Genomic DNA, 19903 nt, shown 5'->3' with positions numbered 1-19903 from the left:
GTGACCGGCACAAAGTCAGCAATGTGGTGACAGCAGGACAGATGGCACGATTTTCCGACTCTCAACCACTTACGCTGTACAACTGACCGCCAAGCTGAAGATCTCGGCATCCACGGATCAATAACTGCTTCCGAGCGAGCGGGAAAATGAATGGCAGCAATGGAGCATAAAATTCAGCGGCGGATTATGGCTGGGAGGAGTCAACGCGATCAGTTTTGCAATTCGTTCAATAGCTCCGGGTGCCGATCAAGCAGCCGAAACAGATTTGTCACGGCAGGTAGTGGACGGGCCTTGCCTCTCTCGTATCGCGAAAAAGCATTTGGACCTCCGCCGGTGATTCGCGCGGCTTCGAGTTGGGTCAGTTTCAACTTCTTGCGGATTCTCGCCAGTTCGGCAGCCTCCTGGGCATCGATCTCAGTGGCGATGCGTTTGATGGCCTCTGCGAAGCGCTTGCCTTCTCCCGGGTCGAATTCGACCTCGTGGCAATGAGAGCAATGCCAGCCGGCAACCTTGGGAACCACTGTCGCGTGGCCTTTGTATTCATACGGCACGTCCTTGACGGCATGCCGGAGCTTTTCCTGTCCGCAGTTCAAACATTCACGGGGCATCTCATTTCTCCTTGAACTGAATCACGATCGAACCATCCGCGCGCAATGTCACCTTGACATAAGCCACCTTGCCGTTCGGCACGGTACGGTGATAAACGTCCTGCCACAACTGGCTTGCTGCGTGTGTCGTCATGCTCTTGTAAAAATCGGCTCGCGTCATTGTGCAGACTACGCCGATGGCGCTAGCGGAATCCAGGCCCATGGCCTGGGCGCCGACCAAGGCCGTAGCAGTGAAAGCGTCCGCGCCGCGCTGTCGCACGGCGAGTTTCACGGCAGCCAGATCGTAGTGTGGCTTGCGCTTTTCCATTGGGGCCACATTAACCCATAAGGTTAGTTATGGCAAGCGTGAAATTTCCGGCCCGGTGACCACGGTGGAATCTGGCGATGCCAATCAACGGTAATGAGTCGGTGCTGGCGACGCCCCGAAGGAAGTCCGACCGAAGGAAGTGCAGAGCCCCTTGGGGGACGTGGCGACAGGTCGTTTCAGGCCGTCGGCAGTTGCGTGAAGTCCGCGTAGCTGCCGTCGCCGAGCTCGACGGCGACATGCTCGACCGCCGCGCCGGCGGGGCCGACGCGGCTCCAGGCGATCATCGCCGCCACCTGTTCGCCGGTCCCGGCCACCATCGCCTCGACGCTGCCGTCGCGGCGGTTGCGCACCCAGCCGCCGACGCCGAGCGCGCGTGCCTGCGCGGCCATCGAGTAGCGGAAGCCGATGCCCTGGACGAGGCCGGTGATGACGAGGTGGCGGACTTCCGTCACTTCACTCTCATGCCCGGCTGGGCGCCGGAGTCCGGCGAGAGCAGGTACAGGCCGGCCGTCTTGCCCTCGGGGTCGGAGGCGGCCAGCACCATGCCTTCGGACATGCCGAACTTCATCTTGCGCGGCGCGAGGTTGGCGACCATGACCGTGAGTCGGCCGACCAGCGTGGCCGGGTCGTAGGCCGACTTGATGCCGGCGAAGACCTGGCGGGTTTCGGTGCCGAGGTCGAGGGTGAGCTTGATGAGCTTGTCGGCGCCCTCGACATGGGATGCCTCGGCGATGCGCGCGATGCGCAGGTCGATCTTCGAAAAATCGTCGATCGAGACATAGGGCTCCCACGGACTGGCGGCGGTCGCCTCCTTCTGGGCGGCGTGCTGCTGGTGCTCGGCGTGACGCTGCTGCGAATGCGGCTCGGGCTGGATGGCCGGAGCGGCGACCAGCGACTCGCGGTTGGCTGCGAGCAGCGCCTCGACCTGCTTGCCCTCTATGCGCGTCATCAGGTGCTCGTAGGGGTTGATCGGGTGGGCCGGTGGCAGCAGGTGGCCGGCATCGCCCCACTTGAGCGGCGCGACGCTGAGGAATTCCTCGGCGCGCCGGGCGAGCTTGGGCAGGATGGGCTTGAGGTAGAGCGTGAGCAGGCGGAAGGCGTTGATCAGCACCGTGCAGACGTAGTGCAGCAACTCCTCGTGCTCGCTGCTCTTGGCCAGCACCCAGGGCTGGTTCTTGTCGACGTACTGGTTCACCTGGTCGGCCAGTGCCATTACCTGGCGAATGGCGCGGGCGAAATCGCGCGCCTCGTAATGCGCGGCGATCTCGTCGGCCGCCTCGATCAGCCCCGGCATGTCGCGGCGGAACTGGTCTGTGGTGTGCGAGTGCAGCAGCTTGCCGCCGAAGCGCTTGGCGATGAAGCCCGCCGCGCGGCTGGCGATGTTGATGTACTTGCCGACGAGGTCGGAATTGACGCGGCTGACGAAATCCTCGAGGTTGAGGTCGATGTCCTCCATGCTGCCGTTGAGCTTGGCGGCGAAGTAGTAGCGCAGCCACTCGGGGTTGAGTCCCTCCTTGAGGTAGCTCTCGGCGGTGATGAAGGTGCCGCGTGACTTGGACATCTTGGCGCCGTCGACGGTGAGGAAGCCGTGGGCGAAGACGCTGGTCGGCACGCGGTAGCCGGCATGCTCGAGCTCGGCCGGCCAGAACAGGGCGTGGAAGTAAAGGATGTCCTTGCCGACGAAGTGATAGAGCTCGGCCTGGGAATCCTTCGCCCAGTAGTCGTCGAAGTTCAGGTTCTGGCGCTTGCAGAAATTCCGGAACGAGCCCATGTAGCCGATCGGCGCGTCGAGCCAGACGTAGAAATACTTGCCCGGTGCGTCTGGAATCTCGAAGCCGAAGTAGGGCGCGTCGCGCGAGATGTCCCAGTCGGTGAGCTTGTTGTCGCCGGGCTCGCCCAGCCATTCCTGCAGCTTGTTGACCGCCTCGGGCTGGGCCTTGCACACCTCGCGCGTGGCGCGGCGCAGGAACTCCTGGCAGCGCGGGTCGGACAGTTTGAAGAAGTAATGGTCGGAGGATTTCAGTTCCGGCCGGGCGCCGGAGACGGCCGACAGCGGGTTCTTCAGCTCGGTCGGGGCATAGGCGGCGCCGCAGGCCTCGCAGCTGTCGCCGTACTGGTCCTTCGCCCCGCATTTCGGGCACTCGCCCTTGATGTAGCGGTCGGGCAGGAACATCTGCTTGACCGGATCGTAGAACTGCTCGATGGCGCGCACCTCGATCAGGCCGGCGGCCTTGAGCTTGCCGTAGATGTCGTTGGCGTAGTGGCGCGTCTCGTCCGAATGGGTCGAGTAGTAGTTGTCGAAGGCGACGTGGAAGCCGGCGAAATCTCGCGTGTGCTCGCCATGGACGCGGCGGATCAGCGCCTCGGGCGTGATGCCCTCCTTCTCGGCGCGTAGCATGATCGGGGTGCCGTGGGTGTCGTCGGCGCAGACGTACCAGCAGTCGTGGCCGCGCATCTTCTGGAAGCGGACCCAGATGTCGGTCTGGATGTATTCGACCAGGTGACCGAGGTGGATCGCGCCATTGGCGTAGGGCAGGGCGGAGGTGACGAGGATCTTGCGCGCGGTCATGGCGGGAGTGTCTGGCTGCCGGAGAACTTGAAATTCTAGCAAAGCACCCCCATCAACACTGGACTGGGTTATACTTTACAAAATTACTCGACTATTCGGAGTTTCCTCATGAGCCTCACCGACGCGCAAGTCCAGGCCGCCCTCGCGGGTGTGACTGATCCCCATACCGGCAAGGACTACGTCAGCAACAAGGCGGTCAAGAATCTCAAGATCGACGGCGCCAATGTCGCGCTCGACATCGAACTCGGCTATCCGGCCAAGAGCCAGCATGCTGCGATCAGGCAGACGGTGACGGACAAGCTGAAGGCCGCCGGCGCGGCCAGCGTGACGGTCAATGTGACCCAGAAGATCGTCACCCACTCGGTGCAGAAGGGCGTCAAGCTGGTCGGCGGGGTCAAGAACATCATCGCCGTCGCCTCCGGCAAGGGCGGCGTCGGCAAGTCCACCACGGCGGTCAACCTGGCGCTGGCGCTGTCGGCCGAGGGCGCCAGCGTCGGCATCCTCGACGCCGACATCTACGGTCCCTCGCAGCCGCAGATGCTGGGCATCAGCGGCCAGACGCCCGAGTCGGAGGACGGCAACAAGCTCACACCGCTGCGCGCCCACGGCCTGCAGGCGATGTCCATCGGCTTCCTCGTCGATGTCGAGCAGCCCATGGTCTGGCGCGGCCCCATGGTCACCCAGGCGCTGACCCAGCTGCTCGGCGAGACCAACTGGAAGGATCTCGACTATCTGGTGATCGACATGCCGCCGGGCACCGGCGACATCCAGCTGACGCTGGCGCAGCAGGTGCCGGTGACCGGCGCGGTGATCGTCACCACGCCGCAGGACATCGCCCTGCTCGATGCGCGCAAGGGCCTCAAGATGTTCGAGAAGGTCGGCATCCCCATCCTCGGCATCGTCGAGAACATGAGCATCCACATCTGCTCGAAGTGCGGCGCGGAAGAGCATATCTTCGGCACCGGCGGTGCCGAGCGCATGAGCAAGGACTACAACATCGAGGTGCTGGGCGACCTGCCGCTCGACATCAAGATTCGCGAGCAGGTCGACGGCGGCTCGCCCACCGTGGTGGCCGATCCCGACGGGCGCGTCGCCGAGATCTACAAGGGCATCGCCCGCAAGGTGGCGGCCAAGATCGCCGAGCAGGCCAAGGACCACTCCAGCAAGTTCCCGAGCATCGTGATCCAGAACACCTGATCGCCGGATTTGTGGTGTAATTCGCACGCCCCCGCAGGACGGGGGGAGGCTGGTGCCTCCCCGCGGGGACAGGCAAGGCCCCCCACCCCCAAGCCCCCGCCCCAAGGCGGGGGTTTTGCATTCCGCGAGGCAGTCAGCATGAGCATCAAGTCCGATAAATGGATCCGCCGCATGGCGGAGCAGCACAAGATGATCGAGCCGTTCGAGCCGGGTCAGGTGCGCGATATCGATGGCCGGCGGATCGTTTCCTACGGCACGTCGAGCTACGGCTACGATATCCGCTGCTCGCGCGAATTCAAGCTGTTTACCAACATCAACAGCACCATCGTCGATCCCAAGAATTTCGATCCCAATTCCTTCGTCGAGGTGGAAGCGGATTACTGCGTCATCCCGCCCAATTCCTTCGCCCTGGCGCGCACCGTCGAGTATTTCCGCATCCCCCGCAACGTGCTGACCGTGTGCTTGGGCAAGAGCACCTACGCTCGCTGCGGCATCATCGTGAACGTGACGCCCTTCGAGCCGGAATGGGAAGGCTACGTCACGCTCGAGTTTTCCAACACCACGCCGTTGCCGGCCAAGATCTACGCCAACGAGGGCTGCGCCCAGGTGCTGTTCTTCGAGTCCGACGAGGTCTGCGAGATGTCCTACAAGGATCGCGGCGGCAAGTACCAGGGGCAGGTGGGCGTCACGCTGCCCAAGATGTAACGCCTAGCGCCGACTGTTTTTCCTACAATGTTGACCCGCTCCCGATCCCCGGGGGCGGGTCTTTGCTTTTGAGGACCACATATGGCCCCCCACGCTCACATTCGTTCGCTGCCCCCCACCCCCAGAGGGGGCAAGCCGCGCATGCCCCCTTGGGGCGGCCCTGCGGAGGCATGACCATGCGCTTCCACTTTCCGGTCATCATCATCGACGAGGACTTCCGCTCCGAGAACGCCTCCGGCCTCGGCATCCGCGCCCTGGCGGAGGCCATCGAGAAGGAAAGCATGGATGTGCTCGGCGTCACCAGCTACGGCGACCTCTCCTCCTTCGCCCAGCAGCAGAGCCGCGCCTCGGCCTTCATCCTCTCGGTGGATGACGAGGAACTGGCCAACGAGGAGGAGGAAACCATCGCCGAGCTGCGCGGCTTCGTCGAGGAGATCCGCTACAAGAACGCCGAGATCCCGATCTTCCTGCACGGCGAGACGCGCACCAGCCGCCACATCCCCAACGACATCCTGCGCGAGCTGCACGGCTTCATCCACATGTTCGAGGACACGCCGGAATTCATCGCGCGCCACGTCGTGCGCGAGGCCAGGTCCTATCTCGATTCGCTGCCGCCGCCCTTCTTCCGCGCGCTGGTGCACTACGCCGCCGACGGCTCCTACTCCTGGCACTGCCCCGGCCACTCGGGCGGCGTCGCCTTCCTGAAGTCGCCGGTCGGCCAGATGTTCCACCAGTTCTTCGGCGAGAACATGCTGCGCGCCGACGTCTGCAACGCCGTCGAGGAACTCGGCCAGCTGCTCGACCATACCGGCCCGGTGGCCGCCTCCGAGCGCAATGCCGCGCGCATCTTCAACAGCGACCACCTGTTCTTCGTCACCAACGGCACCTCGACGTCGAACAAGATCGTCTGGCATTCCACGGTGGCGCCCGGCGACATCGTGGTGGTGGACCGCAACTGCCACAAGTCCATCCTCCACGCCATCATGATGACCGGGGCGATCCCCGTCTTCCTGATGCCGACGCGCAACAACTACGGCATCATCGGCCCGATCCCGCGCGAGGAATTCCTCTGGGAGAACATCCAGAAGAAGATCGCCGCCCATCCCTTCGCCACCGACAAGAACGCCAAGCCGCGCGTGCTCACCATCACCCAGAGCACCTACGACGGCATCCTCTACAACGTCGAGGACATCAAGCAGATGCTCGACGGGCACATCGACACCCTGCATTTCGACGAGGCCTGGCTGCCGCACGCCGCCTTCCACGATTTCTACGGCGACTACCACGCCATCGGCGCCGACCGCCCGCGCTGCAAGGAGTCGATGATTTTTTCCACCCAGTCCACCCACAAGCTGCTGGCCGGCCTGAGCCAGGCCTCGCAGATCCTGGTGCAGGACGCCGAGAACAACAAGCTCGATCGCGACGTCTTCAACGAGGCCTACCTGATGCACACCTCGACCTCGCCGCAGTACGCGATCATCGCCTCGTGCGACGTGGCGGCGGCGATGATGGAGGAGCCGGGCGGCACGGCGCTGGTCGAGGAATCGATCGCCGAGGCGCTCGACTTCCGCCGCGCCATGCGCAAGGTGGACGAGGAATGGGGCGCCGACTGGTGGTTCAAGGTGTGGGGGCCGGACGACCTCTCGGAAGAGGGCATCGAGGAGCGGGACGCCTGGATGCTCAAGGCCGGCGAGCGCTGGCACGGCTTCGGCGAGCTGGCCGAGGGCTTCAACCTGCTCGACCCGATCAAGGCCACGGTGATCACCCCGGGCCTCGACGTCGATGGCGACTTCGCCGACGACATCGGCATTCCCGCCGCCATCGTCACCAAGTACCTCGCCGAGCATGGCGTGATCGTCGAGAAGTGCGGCCTCTATTCCTTCTTCATCATGTTCACCATCGGCATCACCAAGGGCCGCTGGAACACGCTGGTGACGGCGCTGCAGCAGTTCAAGGACGACTACGACAAGAACCAGCCGCTGTGGAAGGTGCTGCCCGAGTTCGTCGCCAAGAACCCGCGCTACGAGCGCATCGGGCTGCGCGATCTCTGCATCCAGATCCACGAGGTATACAAGGCCAACGACGTCGCGCGCCTGACCACCGAGATGTACCTGTCCGCCATGGTGCCGGCGATGCGCCCGGCCGACGCCTTCGCCAAGATGGCGCATCGCGAGATCGACCGCGTGCCCATCGACGAGCTCGAAGGCCGCATCACCAGCGTGCTGCTGACGCCCTATCCGCCGGGCATCCCGCTGCTGATCCCGGGCGAGCGCTTCAACGCCACCATCGTCCGCTACCTCAAATTCGCCCGCGACTTCAACGAGCGCTTCCCCGGCTTCGAGACCGACATCCATGGCTTGGTCAAGGACGCCAGCAACGGCAGCGTCCGCTATTACATCGACTGCGTGCGCCAGTAGGACGTGCGGCATTCGGCGTTCCCTGACCCACGCCGCGCGGCGGTGCATCGCGGCGTAGGCGCCATGCCGTCACCGGCATGGTGGCGCGCTGCAGTCATTGCGGTGTGCATGGTGCTCAGCCACCTGGCCGATGCCCAGCCGCCCGGGGCGGAAGCGACCGTGCGCAGCGGCGAGACGACGCGGGCCATGCGGGAGAGGGCGCAGGCCATGAAGAGCCAGGCCGAGGCGCAATACGCGAAGGATACGGCCGAGTGCTACCGCCAGAACGTCTTTCCCTACGGCTGCCTCGATGCGGCAAAGAGCCGCCGCAAGGACGCTCTGAGCCGGGCAAGCGCGCTGGAGAAGGAGAGCCGGAGCCAGGAACGGGCGGAGAACCGGGCAAGGCAGGCGGAGAAGGAAGAAAGGCGCTCCGCCGAAAACCGGCGCATCGAAGCCGAGGCGGCAGTGCAGGGGGCGCGCGAACGCCAGAAGCCGGCGACCCAAGGCCAACGCGATGAGCGATTCGCCAAGGAGGCCGGCGACGCCGAGAAGCGCCGCGCCAAGCTCCAAGCCGAGCAGGCCGCCCACAGCAAGAAGCAGCAGGAACAGATGCTGCGCGATGCCGAGGCCGAGCGGCTGCGACCTGCGCGCATCAAGGCGGAGGCGGAGCGCCGGCGCGAACTCGAGAAGCACGGCGCCGACGTCGCCGAGCGCGCCAAGCGCAATGAAGAAGCCCGGCGCAAGCGGGAGGCTGAGGAAGCGGCGGCCAAGCAGCGACAAGCCGAGGCCGACGCGAAGCGTGTCGACGACGGCAGTTTTCTTTGCTGGCTTTGGCCGGCGCGCTTCTGCCAGCCCAGGAGCGCCGGGAAATGACCGCGCCGGTTTTCCGTTTTCTCTGCAGAAGTCGCTTCAGCGACGCTCGTAGCTGACGAAGGCGTAGTCGAAGCCGGCGGCAGCCTTGCCGGCCGTGCGCGCGACCTCGCGCCAGGCGCCGCGATCGAACTGCGGGAAATGCGCGTCGCCGGCGAAGTCGGCGTCGACCTCGGTGAGCTCGAGACGGTCGCATGAAGGCAGCGCCTGGCGATAGAGTTCGGCGCCGCCGATGACGAAGGCGGCAGTGTCGCCGGCCGCGGTGACCGCTTCCTCCAGCGAATGCACGACCGTCGCGCCGGCGGCGATGTAGGCCGCATCGCGCGTCACCACGATGTTGTGTCGCCCCGGCAGCGGGCGGAACCTCGCCGGCAGCGATTCCCAGGTCTTGCGCCCCATGATCACCGCCTGGCCCATGGTGAGCGCCCTGAAGTGCTGCAGGTCCTCGGGCAGGTGCCAGGGCAGCCTGTTGTCGATGCCGATGATGCCGTTCTTCGCCAGCGCGGCGATCAGGGTCAGCGGCTTCACTCGAGCAGGTGCCGATAGACCTCGGCGTACTGCCGCGCCGGACCTTCCCAGCCGAAGTCGCACGCCATGCCGCTCTTTTGGATGCGCAGCCAGCGCGGCGGGTCGCGCCAGGCGGCGACGGCGCGCTCGATTGCCGCACGCAGTTCGGCGGCGGTGGCCTCGGCGAAGACGAAGCCGTTGCCGCGCTTGTCGGCGTCGGCATCGAGAACCGTGTCGGCGAGGCCGCCGGTGGCGCGGACGACGGGTGGGGTACCGTAGCGCAGGCTGTACATCTGGTTGAGGCCGCAGGGTTCGAAACGCGAGGGCATGAGGAAGATGTCGCTGCCGGCCTCGATGCGGTGCGCCAGCGCTTCGTTGAAAGCGAGCGTCACGGCGAAGCGTCCGCGGTGGCGCTCGGCGAGCTTGTGGAAGGCCTGCTGCAGGCTCTTCTCGCCGCTGCCCAGGACCGCGAACTGCGCCGGCAGCGCCAGCAGCGCCTCGGCGATGGGCGGGATCAGGTCCAGCCCCTTCTGGTGGGTGAGGCGGCTGACGATGCCGAGCAGCGGCAGGTCGGCGCGCTGCTCCAGGCCGAGCTCGCGCTGCAGCGCGCTCTTGTTCGCGGGCTTGCGATCGAGGTGGGCGGCGTCGTAGTCGCGCTCGAGATGCGGGTCGCGCGACGGGTCCCAGGCGGCGGTGTCGATGCCGTTGATGATGCCGGTGATGGCATCGGCGCGCGAGCGCAGCAGACCGGCCAAGCCCATGCCCTCGGCATCGGTCTGGATCTCGCGGGCGTAGCTCGGGCTGACGGTGGTGATCCAGTCGGCGTGGCGCAGGCCGCCCTTGAGGAAGGACAGGTAGTTGTGGTACTCGACGCCGTCGATGTGCCAGGCGTGATCGGGCAGGCCGAGCTCTTGCAGCGTCGAATGGCCGAACAGGCCCTGGAAGGCGAGGTTATGCACGGTGAGCACGCTCTTGGCGCGACCGCCGGGGAGATAGCGCAGATAGACCGGGGCGAAGCCCGTCTGCCAGTCGTTGCAATGGACGATGTCCGGGTGCCAGGGCAGGGTGCTCGCGTGGGAGCCGATCCAGGCGGCGATGCGCGAGAGCAGGCCGAAACGCAGATGGTTGTCGAGCCAGTCGTGACCCTCGGGGCCGAGATAGGGATTGCCCTGGCGACTGTAATAAGGCGGGTAGTCGATCAGCCACAGGGTCGTGCCGTCCGCCGCAAGCGCCTCGCGCAACACGGCGTGCGGCAGCAGCCCGCCGAGCCAATGCGGCCGGGCGATCTCCTTTGCCTGCGGGAAGGCCTGGGCCAGGGCCGGATAGCACGGCACCAGCACACGCACGTCGACGCCCTGCGCACGCAAGGCCGCGGGCAGCGCGCCGGCGACATCGCCGAGACCGCCCGTCTTGACCCAGGGGGCGATCTCGGACGTTGCGAATAGAACCTTCACGGCTTGCAGGCGGCTATCAAACCCGCCGTCGAACTATCGAGCCCTGTGGTGGGCGCTTTGCCCTCGATGATAGGCAGCAGGCGGCTGGCGAGCTGCTTGCCGTATTCGACGCCCCACTGGTCGAAGGAATTCAGGTTCCACAGCGCGCCGAGCGCGAAGGTCTTGTGCTCGTAGAGTGCGACGAGCTGGCCCAGGGTATAGGGCTCGATCGCCGGCAGCAGCAGCGTGGTCGAAGGTTGGTTGCCGGGAAAGACCTTGTAGGGCGCGAGCGCGGGCTGGGCGGCGCCGACCTCGGCCTGGGCCTCGACCGGTGTCTTGCCGCGCATCAGCGCTTCCGACTGGGCGAAGCAGTTGGCGAGCAGCTTTTCGTGGTGGCCGGGCAGGGCGAAGTCGGCGCGTCGCGCGGCGATGAAGTCGCAGGGGATGAGGCGCCCGCCCTGGTGGATCAGCTGGTAGAAGGCGTGCTGGCCGTTGGTGCCCGGCTCGCCCCAGACCACGGGGCAGGTGGCATGGCCGACGGGCGTGCCGTCGCGGCCGACCTGCTTGCCGTTCGATTCCATCTCGAGCTGCTGCAGGTAGCGCGAGAGCAGGCCCAGCGACTGACTGTAGGGCAGCACGGCGCGGCTCTCGGCGCCGAGGAAATTCGTGTTCCAGAGTTCGAGCAGTGCCAGCGTCGCCGGCAGGTTCTCGTCAACCGGCGCCTCGCGGAAATGGCGGTCCATCGCCGCCGCGCCTTCGAGCAGGCGGGTGAAATTGGCGAAGCCGACGGCCAGCGCCAGCGGCAGGCCGATGGCCGACCACAGCGAGAAGCGGCCACCGACCCAGTCCCAGAATTCGAAGGCGTTGACGGGGTCGATGCCGAAGGCCGCCACCGCCTCGAGGTTGGTCGATACGGCGACGAAGTGGCGCTCGACCGCGGCTTCGCCCAGGGAGGCCGTGAGCCAGGCGCGTGCCGAGTGCGCGTTCTGCATCGTCTCCTGCGTGGTGAAGGTCTTGCTGGCGACGACGAACAGCGTGGTGCGCGGCTGCAATCCGTCCAACGTCGTGGCGAGGTCGGCGCCGTCGAGGTTGGCGACGTAATGCACCCTGACGTCGCGATGGCGGTGCGCGGCCAGCGCCTGCGTCGCCATGCGCGGGCCGAGGTCGGAGCCGCCGATGCCGATGTTGACGATGTCGCTGATCGGTTCGCCGGTGGCGCCGCGCCAGTGGCGGCCGTGGATGGCGTCGCAGAACGACTTCATGTGCGCGAGCACGCGGTGCACGTCGGGCATGACGTCGCGGCCCTCGAACAGGACCGGCGTGCAGTGCTGGTGGCGCAGCGCGTGGTGCAGCACGGCGCGCTGCTCGGTGTGGTTGATCGCCTCGCCGGCCGCCAGCCGCGCCTGCCAGCCGGCGACATCGGCCGCGCGCCACAACTCGCGCAGCAGGCGCAGGGTTTCGGTGGTGACGCGCTGTTTGGAGTAGTCGAGCAGCAGCCCCTCGGCCTCGAGCGAAAGGGAAGCGAAGCGCCGCGGGTCGCTTGCGAACAGGTCGCGCAGATGGCTGCCGCGCATCGCCGCGGCATGTTCGGTCAGCGCCGCCCAGGCGGCGGTTTGTGTGAGCGGATTGGTCATGGTGAAAGCGGGATCAGAGCCAGGCCATCATCCCCATCTCGAGCGGGTGGGTGAATAGCGGATGCGTCGGATGAGCGCGGACGCGGTACTCGAGCTTGCCGCATTGCTCGGGCGTGAGGTCGCGCACGTACAGGTGCTCGCCGTTGGCCAGCGCCTGGTGCTGCTGCAGGCGGAAGCGGTTGGCGCGGATCGGGTTGCGTTCGTTGGGGCGGTTGAAGACGAGCTCGACGGTGAGGTCGTCCGGGCGCAGGCCGTTGAGCTGCACGGCGATTTCGATGCGCACGGTTTCGCCGTAGCGTACGCGGGCCACTGGCGAGTCCACGCGACGCAACTTGATGCCGGACCAAGCGGCCCGCACCTTGCCCTTCCAGTCGGCGAGCTGGCGCATGCCGGCGAAGTCGTCGGCCGCGACCTTGCGCCAGTGGGTCGAGGCCGGTGCGTAGAACTTCTCCACGTATTCCTTCAGCATGCGCTCCATGTTGAAGCGCGGCATGATGGTGGCGATCGAGCGCTTGGCCATCGCCACCCAGTCGGGCGAGTAGCCGAGGGAGGTGTTGCGGTAGTAGAGCGGCACCACGCTGTCCTGCAGCAGTTCATAGAGCGTGCGCGACTCCTCGGCATCGCGCTGGCCGGGGTCGAGCGCGTCGGCCACCGGCTTGATGCCCCAGCCGTTGGCGCCGTCGTAGGCCTCGCCCCACCAGCCGTCGAGCACGGATAGATTGAGGGCGCCGTTGATCGCCGCCTTCATGCCCGAGGTGCCCGAGGCCTCGAGCGGGTAGATCGGGTTGTTGAGCCAGACGTCGACGCCCGAAACGAGCCGGCGCGACAGGTGCAGGTCGTAGCCCTCGAGCAGCAGGATGCGGCCCTCGAACTCGGGGCGGCTGGCGACGGCCTGGATCTCGCGCATCATCGCCTGGCCCGGCTCGTCGGCCGGGTGGGCCTTGCCGGCGAAGATGAACAGCACCGGCCGCTCGTTGTCGCCGAGGATCTGGCGCAGCCATTCGAGATTCTTGAACAGCAGCGTGGCGCGCTTGTAGGTGGCGAAGCGGCGGGCGAAGCCGATGGTCAGTACGGTCGGGCTGGCCGGATCGGCGAAACGCAGCAGGCGGTCGAGGTGGGCCTCGGAGCCGTGGTTGCGCGTGTGCTGCTCGCGCACCCGCGCGCGCACCAGATGCAGCATCTGCGCCTTGAGCGACTGGCGGATGCTCCAGAACACCTGGTCGGGGATGCGGTGGATGCCCTGCCAGCAGCCGTGGTCGGTGAGGCGGTGCATCCAGCCCAGGCCGAGATGGCGATCGAAGGTCTCGTACCAGTCGGTGGCGAGGAAGCTCGGCACATGGACGCCGTTGGTGACGTAATCCATGGGATTTTCCGCCGGCTCCACCTGCGGCCACAGTTCGGCGCAGATGCGCGCCGACACGTCGCCGTGGATGCGCGAGACGCCGTTGTGGTAGCGCGAGCCGCGCAGCGCCAGCGCGGTCATGTTGAAGTCGCGCTGGTTGTCGATGCGGCCAAGGGCGAGCAGGCCGTCGACGTCGCAGCCCATCTCGGCGCAACACTCCTCGAAGTAGCGCCGCACCGTGCCTTCGTCGAAGTGGTCGTGGCCCGCCGGCACCGGCGTGTGCGTGGTGAACACCGTGTTGCAGGCGACGATTTCGAGCGCCGCGGTGAAGGGCATGCCGGACGTGACGAAGCCGCGGATGCGCTCGAGGATGAGGAAGGCGGCATGGCCCTCGTTGATGTGCCAGACGCTGGGCTGGATGCCCATTTCCGCCAGCGCCTTGACGCCGCCCATGCCGAGCACGATCTCCTGCTCGATGCGCGTGGTGCGGTCGCCGCCGTAGAGGCGGTGGGCGATGTTGCGGTCGTGTTCCGTGTTCTCGGGCAGGTCGGTGTCGAGCAGGTAGAGTGTGGCGTGGCCGACCTGCGCCTGCCAGACCTTGATCCACACCGGGCGTCCCGGCAGGTGGGTGCTGACCCTTAGGTCGCTGCCGTCGGCGCGCAGCACCGGCGCGATCGGCATGTCGTCGAAGTCGTTGTCGGCGTAATGCGCGTCCTGGCGGCCGTCGCGGTCGATGGTCTGGGTGAAGTAGCCCTGGCGATAGAGCAGGCCGACGGCGATGAAGGGCAGGCGCAGGTCGGAGGCGGCCTTGCAGTGGTCGCCGGCGAGGATGCCGAGGCCGCCCGAGTAGATCGGCAGGCTTTCGTGGAAGCCGAACTCGGCGCAGAAGTAGGCGATCTGGTCGGTATGCACCAGCGGCTGCTTGCCGGGCAGCGTGATCTGCGTGTGCATCTGGGCGTAGGTGTCGTACGCCGATAGCACCTTGTTCATGGTGCCGAGGAAGATCGGGTCCTCGGCCGCCTCCTTCAGGCGTTTCTGGTCGATGCGCTTGAGGAAGGCCTTGGGGCTGTGATTGACGGCGCGCCACAGCGCCGGGTGCAGGCGCGAGAACAGCGCGCGGGTGGGACGGTCCCAGCTGTACCAGAGGTTGTTGGCGAGTTCCTCGAGGCGGGCCAGCCGCGGCGGAATTTCCGGATTGACTTCGAGCAGGTAACGGGTGCCGGCCATGATGCGAGTTCCCTTGTTTGAATCCGATTCTACGCGAGGGTGGCGAACTCCAGCGTCAGCACTTGCTCGGTGCCGGCGACCAGCGGCCACGACAGCGTGAGCTCGACGGCTTGCATCACCTTCTCGAAGCCGGCCTCGGACTGCGACACCGTGCGGTGCGCCCGCGCGGCGATGTGCGCCGGCAACGATGCGGTCAGGCGCAGGCGGCCGCCGAGCACGCCGTCCTCCAGCGTCAGCTGCGTCGCGTGCTCGAGGTCGAGCGCATCGCCGAAGCCGCCGGGGATCTCGCCGGAGGCGAGGATGTAGCGGCCGAGGAAGCCGTCGCAGCTCGGCATGGCGAGGTTGATCTGGGTGCTCAGGGTGCCGGCGATGTTCTCCGCCTTCAGGCGCACCGAGAGGTGCGGCCCGGAAACCTCGACGTGCTTGCTGAGGTAGCCGCGGTCGACTTCGGCGACGAAACGCGCCGTGCCATCGCCCGGCGAGATCTCGGCGACTTCATAGCGGGCGACGGGCACGGCGGCGGCGCCGTCGGGGGCGATCCACTGCTCGGTGAACAGGTTGCGCGGCCGGGTATCGGGGTCGGCGTCGCCGGGCAGGATCTCGTGGAGGAAGGCGATGCGGTCATGCGCCGAAGCGATGCCGCCATGCTCGGCGGCCGCCTGTTGCACCTGGTCGAGCTTGTCGTGGTAGGCCTCGTCGTAGCGGCGCAGGGTGTCGCCGAAATTGTGGGCGCGCTCGAAGGCGTCGAACTCGACGATGCCGGCATTGCCGTCGGCGCGGATCACCGCCTGCAGCAGGTGGCCGTGGAGCACGATCTCGTCGCAGCCGTCGTGGTCGATGTCGCGCTGCTCGAGCGCCGGCCGCGGCGCCAGGGTGTCGAGTTCGGCCTCGAGCGCCAGCAGGTTGTTCCAGATCGCGCGGCGCAGGTGCGGCAGGTAGAGGCCGCCGAAGAGGCCGTGCCAGTAGGCGTCGTTGGCCTGGCAGCGGTGCAGCAACTCGCGGCGCTCGGCGGTCTGCTGCTTCTGCGGCAGCGCGTTGTAGCGGTTCGAGACCTCCAGCATGCGCTTGTGCATCCAGTTCGACTCGGGATAGCGCGAGAAGAAGTTGCGCCAGATGCCGCCGCGCAGGTAGGGCTTGCGCCGTTCGAAGCGGCCGGCCGCTTTCTCGTCCTCGAGCAGGGCGTGGTACTCGCGCGCCGCCGGGCCGGGCAGCGTCCATTCGTTCATCTCGATGTAGGAAGCCGTCGGCAGATAGACGACGCCGCGCGTGCGGTTGGCGGCGTGGAACTCGTCGAAGGTGGCGGTGCGGATCAGCTTCGAGGCGAGCACGCCCTCGATGAACTGGACCAGCCACCCCTTCTCGTACACCCACGCGTAGGTCTCGGGCCAGATGCCGAACTTCTCGATGTCGTCGAAATAGATCGCGGCTCGCTGGCCGGCCCGCGCCTGATCCTCGAGCCAGCCCACCACCTCGTTGGCCGGCGAGAACGGAAAGCGGTAGCGCGCGGCCTCGGAGATGGGGAAGAGGTCGAGGGCGAGGCCGGATTCCTCGGTGGTATGGAAGCTGTCGAGCGTGGCCGGATCGGCGCCGGCGCAGAGGAAGTGGTAGTCGTCCACCGCGACGTATTCGATGCCCGATTCGACGAGCGAGGCGACCACCGCCGACTCCCAGACGCGCTCGGTCAGCCAGGCGCCCTTGGGCCGCGCGCCGAAGCGCTTCTCGAGCTTGTCGGACAGCGTCGTGATCTGCGTCACGCGGTCGCGGTGCGGGATGCTCGCGAGAACCGGCTCGCAGTCGCCCGAGCCGAACCACTCGACCTGGCCGCGGCGGGTCATCTTGGCCATGCGCTTCATGTCCTTCGGGTAGCGTTCGGCCAGCACGTCGAGCAGCCAGCCGGAGAAGTGGGAGGCGAAGCGAAACTCGGGGTAGTTCTCCAGGACCTCGAAGAACTTGCGGTAGCAACGCAGGTGGGCCTCGTCGATCACCTCGGTGAAGTTGCCGACGGGTTGATGGGCGTGCACGCCGAACAGCAGGGTAATGGGGGCGATCATCGTGGGGGAGGGGGAAGTGGATGCGGTACGTCTTCAGTGCTCGGCCGCGCGGCGCATGGTGCCGCCGGAGGCATCGGCCGATCCGGCGGAGATCGGCTGCTCGAGATGCGCCGGCGGTGGCAGCTTGAGGCAACGATAGAGGTTGGCGAGGTTGCGGCGGTAGAGGCGGTCGAAGCTCGCGACCGCCTGCGACGGGTTGTAGTCGCCGAACCACCAGAACCAGTCGGAGCTTTCGCAGATCGCCAGCTGCCGTTCCGCCGCCGCCGACTCTTCGGGTCCGAGGCGCCCGCTCGCCACTGTCAGGTCATAGCTCTGCTTGGCGGCGCAGAGCATGTCCCAGGCGCGGTTCTTGTCCTTGTCGCCGATCCAGGTCGACAGCGTGCCATAGACCCAGCTGCCGGCGACGAGATGCGGCAGCACCTCGGCGCGCGGGGGCGCCTTGCGTGCCAGCAACTCGGCGAAGGTCGTGCTGCGGATGGCCGGATGCGCCTCGAGCAGGGCGTAGAGATCGTCGAAGAAGTAGTAGCCGTTGTAGGGGTAGTGTTCCCAGGCGTTCTCGCCGTCCATGACGACGCAGACCACGGGGTTTTCACCCGCGGGGCTCGCTTTGATGATGTCCTCGAGCTGGCCGACGAAATGGCGCGCGGCGTCGCGGCCGTGCCACTTCGCGTATTCGAAGCCGATGAGATCGGAGAGCCGTTCGTCGCGGAAGAACAGCGACAGGCCGGGCGCGTCGGCCAGCCGCCACGGATGGTAGGCGGCGCGCGGCTGCACGATGCCGGAACGGTGCAGGCTGTTCTTCAGCACGCCTTCGCCGCTGGCGATCCAGCCGCAGCCGGCGGCGGCGAGCTGGCGCACGAAGGCCGTCGAGATCGCGCCCTCGGCCGGCCACAAGCCTGCCGGCCTGGCGCCGAAGCGCTCGCGGTGGGACTCGTAGGCCGAGGCGATCTGCGCCTCGACGCGCGAACGGCCGCCCGGATAGGCCGTCGCCTGCGGCAGCGGTGCCGCCGGCTGGGTGTCGCGGGCGGCGGCGAATTCGAGCAGCAGCGGCGACAGCGGATGGGTATGCGGCGTCGCCGAGATTTCGACCTGGCCCGACTCCGCCAGCGCGCGGTAGCGCGGGATCAGGCCGGCGATCATGCCGCCGATGAGGTCGAGCAGCGCCCGGCGCTCGGCGAGGGTGTAGCCCTCGCCCTTGCTCATCAGCTCGGCCAGCAGCGGGTGGCGACGGCGTTCGGTTTCACCGGTCCACGCCAGGTGGTACCAGGTGACGAGGTCGCCGAAATAGGCGCCGGAGAGGTAGGACAGCGCAGCCTCGCCGTCGCCTTCGAGCGACTTGTAGATGTCGTGCAGCCCCTGGTAGCGCGGGAACGGCGCCAGCATGGTGTGATGGTTGCTGCGGAAACAGGCCTCGAGCAGCAACTCGCGGTCGGCCGCGGCGATGTGGTCGAGGTCGGGCTCGGCCAGCAGGCGCAGCAGCGGGTCGCGGAATTCGCCGCTGGCGAACTGTTCGGCGTAATCCTCGATCTGGTCGAGCAGCACCGGCACGAAGTTCACCACCGAGCGCATCTGCGGATGGCGTTCGAGGTGCGCCGCCATGTCGGTGTAGTCCTTGATCGCATGCAGATAGACCCACGGCAGCACGAACTCCCCGCCGGTGTGGTCGCGGTAGTCCGGCTGGTGCATGTGCCAGAGGAAGACGAGGTCGAGTTGCTTGGCCATCTGGATCAGCGATGACGGTGGACGTGCTGGTTGAGCATGTCGGGCGTGACCAGGGTGACCCCGCCCTCGGAGACATAAAAGCGCTTGCCGTCCTCCGCGGGGTCGTAGCCGATTATCATGCCGGCCGGGATCTTGCAGTTCTTGTCGATCACCGCCTTGCGGATGCGGGCGCCCTGGCCAATGTCGACCTTGGGCAGGATCACCGAGTCCTCGACCGTGGCGTAGCTATGCACATGGACGTTGGAGAACAGCAGCGAACGGTGCACCGTGGCGCCGCTGATGATGTCGCCGCCCGACACCAGCGAGTCGATGGCCATGCCGCGGCGGCCTTCGCTGTCGAATACGAACTTGGCCGGCGGCTGCTGTTCCTGGTAGGTCCAGATCGGCCAGTCCTGGTCGTAGAGGTCGAGCTCGGGCGTCACCTTGGTCAGTTCCATGTTGGCTTCCCAGTAGGCATCGATGGTACCGACGTCGCGCCAGTAGGGTCGCTCGCCCGGGTTGCAGGCGACGCAGCTGCCGACGAAATTGTGGGCGAAGATCTGGTAGCGCTTGACGCAGTGGGGAATGATGTCCTTGCCGAAATCGTGGCTCGAGCCCGGCGTGTCGGCGTCGCGGATCAGTTGCTCGTAGAGGAACTCGGCATTGAAGACGTAGATGCCCATGCTGGCCAGGGCGCGGTCCGGCTGGCCGGGAATGCAGGGCGGATTGGCGGGCTTCTCAACGAAGTCGACGACGCGGCTGTGGTCGTCGACGTGCATGACGCCGAAGCCCGTCGCCTCCTTCAGCGGCACGTCGATGCAGGCGATCGACATGTCGGCGCCGCGCTGCACGTGCTGCGCCAGCATCTTGCCGTAGTCCATCTTGTAGATGTGGTCGCCGGAAAGGATGATGACGTACTTCGGTGCGTTGCGCCGCATCAGGTCCATGTTCTGGAACACCGCGTTGGCGGTGCCGAGGTACCAGTCCTCGTTGATCTGCTGCTGCGCCGGCAGCAGGTCGATGGCTTCGCGGAAGCGGCCGTCGAGGAAGCTCCAGCCGCGCTGCAGGTGGCGGATCAGGCTCTGCGCCTTGTACTGCGTCGCCACGCCGATGCGGCGAATGCCGGAGTTGACGCAATTCGACAGCGTGAAGTCGAGAATGCGGAACTTGCCGCCGAAGGGCACGGCCGGCTTGCTGCGCCAGTCGGTAAGCTGCATCAGCCGGCTGCCGCGGCCTCCGGCGAGGACGAAGGCTATCGTGTCACGCGTAATCTGGCTGACGAAACGGCCTTGGCCGGCGCTGGCTTCGTTGAGGATTTGTTCGTGTGGCATGGCCTGTCTCCTCAGGGGTATAGAA

Annotated in this window: 15 protein-coding genes; 4 read left to right on the top strand and 11 right to left on the bottom strand. The window is 66.6% G+C overall.

Features of this window, described 5'->3' with window-relative positions:
* Positions 1-209 precede the first annotated feature (209 nt).
* The 4 genes from EJE94_RS01900 to metG all read right to left on the bottom strand — a co-directional run bounded on the left by EJE94_RS01900 (position 210) and on the right by metG (position 3484).
* A complete protein-coding gene (locus EJE94_RS01900; protein WP_121239801.1) occupies positions 210-608 on the bottom strand; it encodes a type II toxin-antitoxin system MqsA family antitoxin in 399 nt (132 codons plus the stop codon).
* Between the two features lies 1 nt (position 609).
* Positions 610-915, bottom strand: coding sequence for a type II toxin-antitoxin system MqsR family toxin (locus EJE94_RS01895; protein WP_121239800.1), 306 nt, complete (start codon positions 913-915; stop codon positions 610-612).
* A gap of 176 nt (positions 916-1091) precedes the next feature.
* A complete protein-coding gene (locus EJE94_RS01890; protein ID WP_121239799.1) occupies positions 1092-1367 on the bottom strand; it encodes an acylphosphatase in 276 nt (91 codons plus the stop codon).
* Positions 1364-3484, bottom strand: a complete 2121-nt coding sequence (gene metG, locus EJE94_RS01885; RefSeq protein WP_121239798.1) for a methionine--tRNA ligase — start codon at positions 3482-3484, stop codon at positions 1364-1366. The genes EJE94_RS01890 and metG overlap by 4 nt, the downstream gene beginning before the upstream one ends.
* Positions 3485-3592: 108 nt before the next feature.
* On the opposite strand from metG, the gene apbC reads away from it, so the two are divergent.
* The 4 genes from apbC (at position 3593) to EJE94_RS01865 (ending at position 8655) form a co-directional block, all read left to right on the top strand.
* Entirely contained in the window at positions 3593-4681 is a 1089-nt protein-coding gene (gene apbC, locus EJE94_RS01880; protein ID WP_121239797.1) for an iron-sulfur cluster carrier protein ApbC, read from the top strand.
* Positions 4682-4819: 138 nt separating this feature from the next.
* Complete coding sequence (gene dcd / locus EJE94_RS01875; RefSeq protein WP_121239796.1) at positions 4820-5386, top strand: dCTP deaminase; 567 nt, start codon at positions 4820-4822, stop codon at positions 5384-5386.
* Positions 5387-5562: 176 nt separating this feature from the next.
* Positions 5563-7803 (top strand): arginine/lysine/ornithine decarboxylase, encoded by a 2241-nt coding sequence (locus EJE94_RS01870; protein ID WP_121240530.1) that lies wholly within the window; start codon positions 5563-5565, stop codon positions 7801-7803.
* 63 nt (positions 7804-7866) lie between these two features.
* Complete coding sequence (locus EJE94_RS01865; protein ID WP_147435830.1) at positions 7867-8655, top strand: hypothetical protein; 789 nt, start codon at positions 7867-7869, stop codon at positions 8653-8655.
* Positions 8656-8691: 36 nt separating this feature from the next.
* Here EJE94_RS01865 and EJE94_RS01860 read toward each other — a convergent pair whose 3' ends face one another.
* Genes EJE94_RS01860 through glgC form a run of 7 tightly spaced genes read right to left on the bottom strand, consistent with a single transcriptional unit; the run spans position 8692 to position 19878 of the window.
* Positions 8692-9180, bottom strand: a complete 489-nt coding sequence (locus EJE94_RS01860) for a dihydrofolate reductase (RefSeq protein WP_121239794.1) — start codon at positions 9178-9180, stop codon at positions 8692-8694.
* The gene (gene glgA / locus EJE94_RS01855; RefSeq protein WP_243642494.1) at positions 9177-10613 is read right to left on the bottom strand and encodes a glycogen synthase GlgA; all 1437 of its coding nucleotides are present in this window, start codon (positions 10611-10613) and stop codon (positions 9177-9179) included. Before glgA ends, EJE94_RS01860 begins: the two co-directional genes overlap by 4 nt.
* Positions 10610-12226, bottom strand: coding sequence for a glucose-6-phosphate isomerase (gene pgi / locus EJE94_RS01850; RefSeq protein ID WP_121239792.1), 1617 nt, complete (start codon positions 12224-12226; stop codon positions 10610-10612). Before pgi ends, glgA begins: the two co-directional genes overlap by 4 nt.
* A 13-nt stretch (positions 12227-12239) precedes the next feature.
* Positions 12240-14795 (bottom strand): alpha-glucan family phosphorylase, encoded by a 2556-nt coding sequence (gene glgP / locus EJE94_RS01845; protein ID WP_306307949.1) that lies wholly within the window; start codon positions 14793-14795, stop codon positions 12240-12242.
* A 29-nt stretch (positions 14796-14824) separates the two neighbouring features.
* Positions 14825-16846 (bottom strand): alpha-amylase/4-alpha-glucanotransferase domain-containing protein, encoded by a 2022-nt coding sequence (locus EJE94_RS01840; RefSeq protein WP_121239791.1) that lies wholly within the window; start codon positions 16844-16846, stop codon positions 14825-14827.
* Between the two features lie 33 nt (positions 16847-16879).
* Positions 16880-18568, bottom strand: a complete 1689-nt coding sequence (locus EJE94_RS01835; protein WP_121239790.1) for a glycoside hydrolase family 57 protein — start codon at positions 18566-18568, stop codon at positions 16880-16882.
* Between the two features lie 5 nt (positions 18569-18573).
* The gene (glgC, locus tag EJE94_RS01830) at positions 18574-19878 is read right to left on the bottom strand and encodes a glucose-1-phosphate adenylyltransferase (RefSeq protein ID WP_121239789.1); all 1305 of its coding nucleotides are present in this window, start codon (positions 19876-19878) and stop codon (positions 18574-18576) included.
* Between the last annotated feature and the right edge of the window lie 25 nt (positions 19879-19903).

The organism is Sulfurisoma sediminicola, from assembly GCF_003865015.1.
Classification (GTDB): Bacteria; Pseudomonadota; Gammaproteobacteria; order Burkholderiales; family Rhodocyclaceae; genus Sulfurisoma; species Sulfurisoma sediminicola.
The sequence above is the reverse complement of the archived record's forward strand: the minus strand, read 5'-3'. Positions and strand labels throughout refer to the sequence as shown.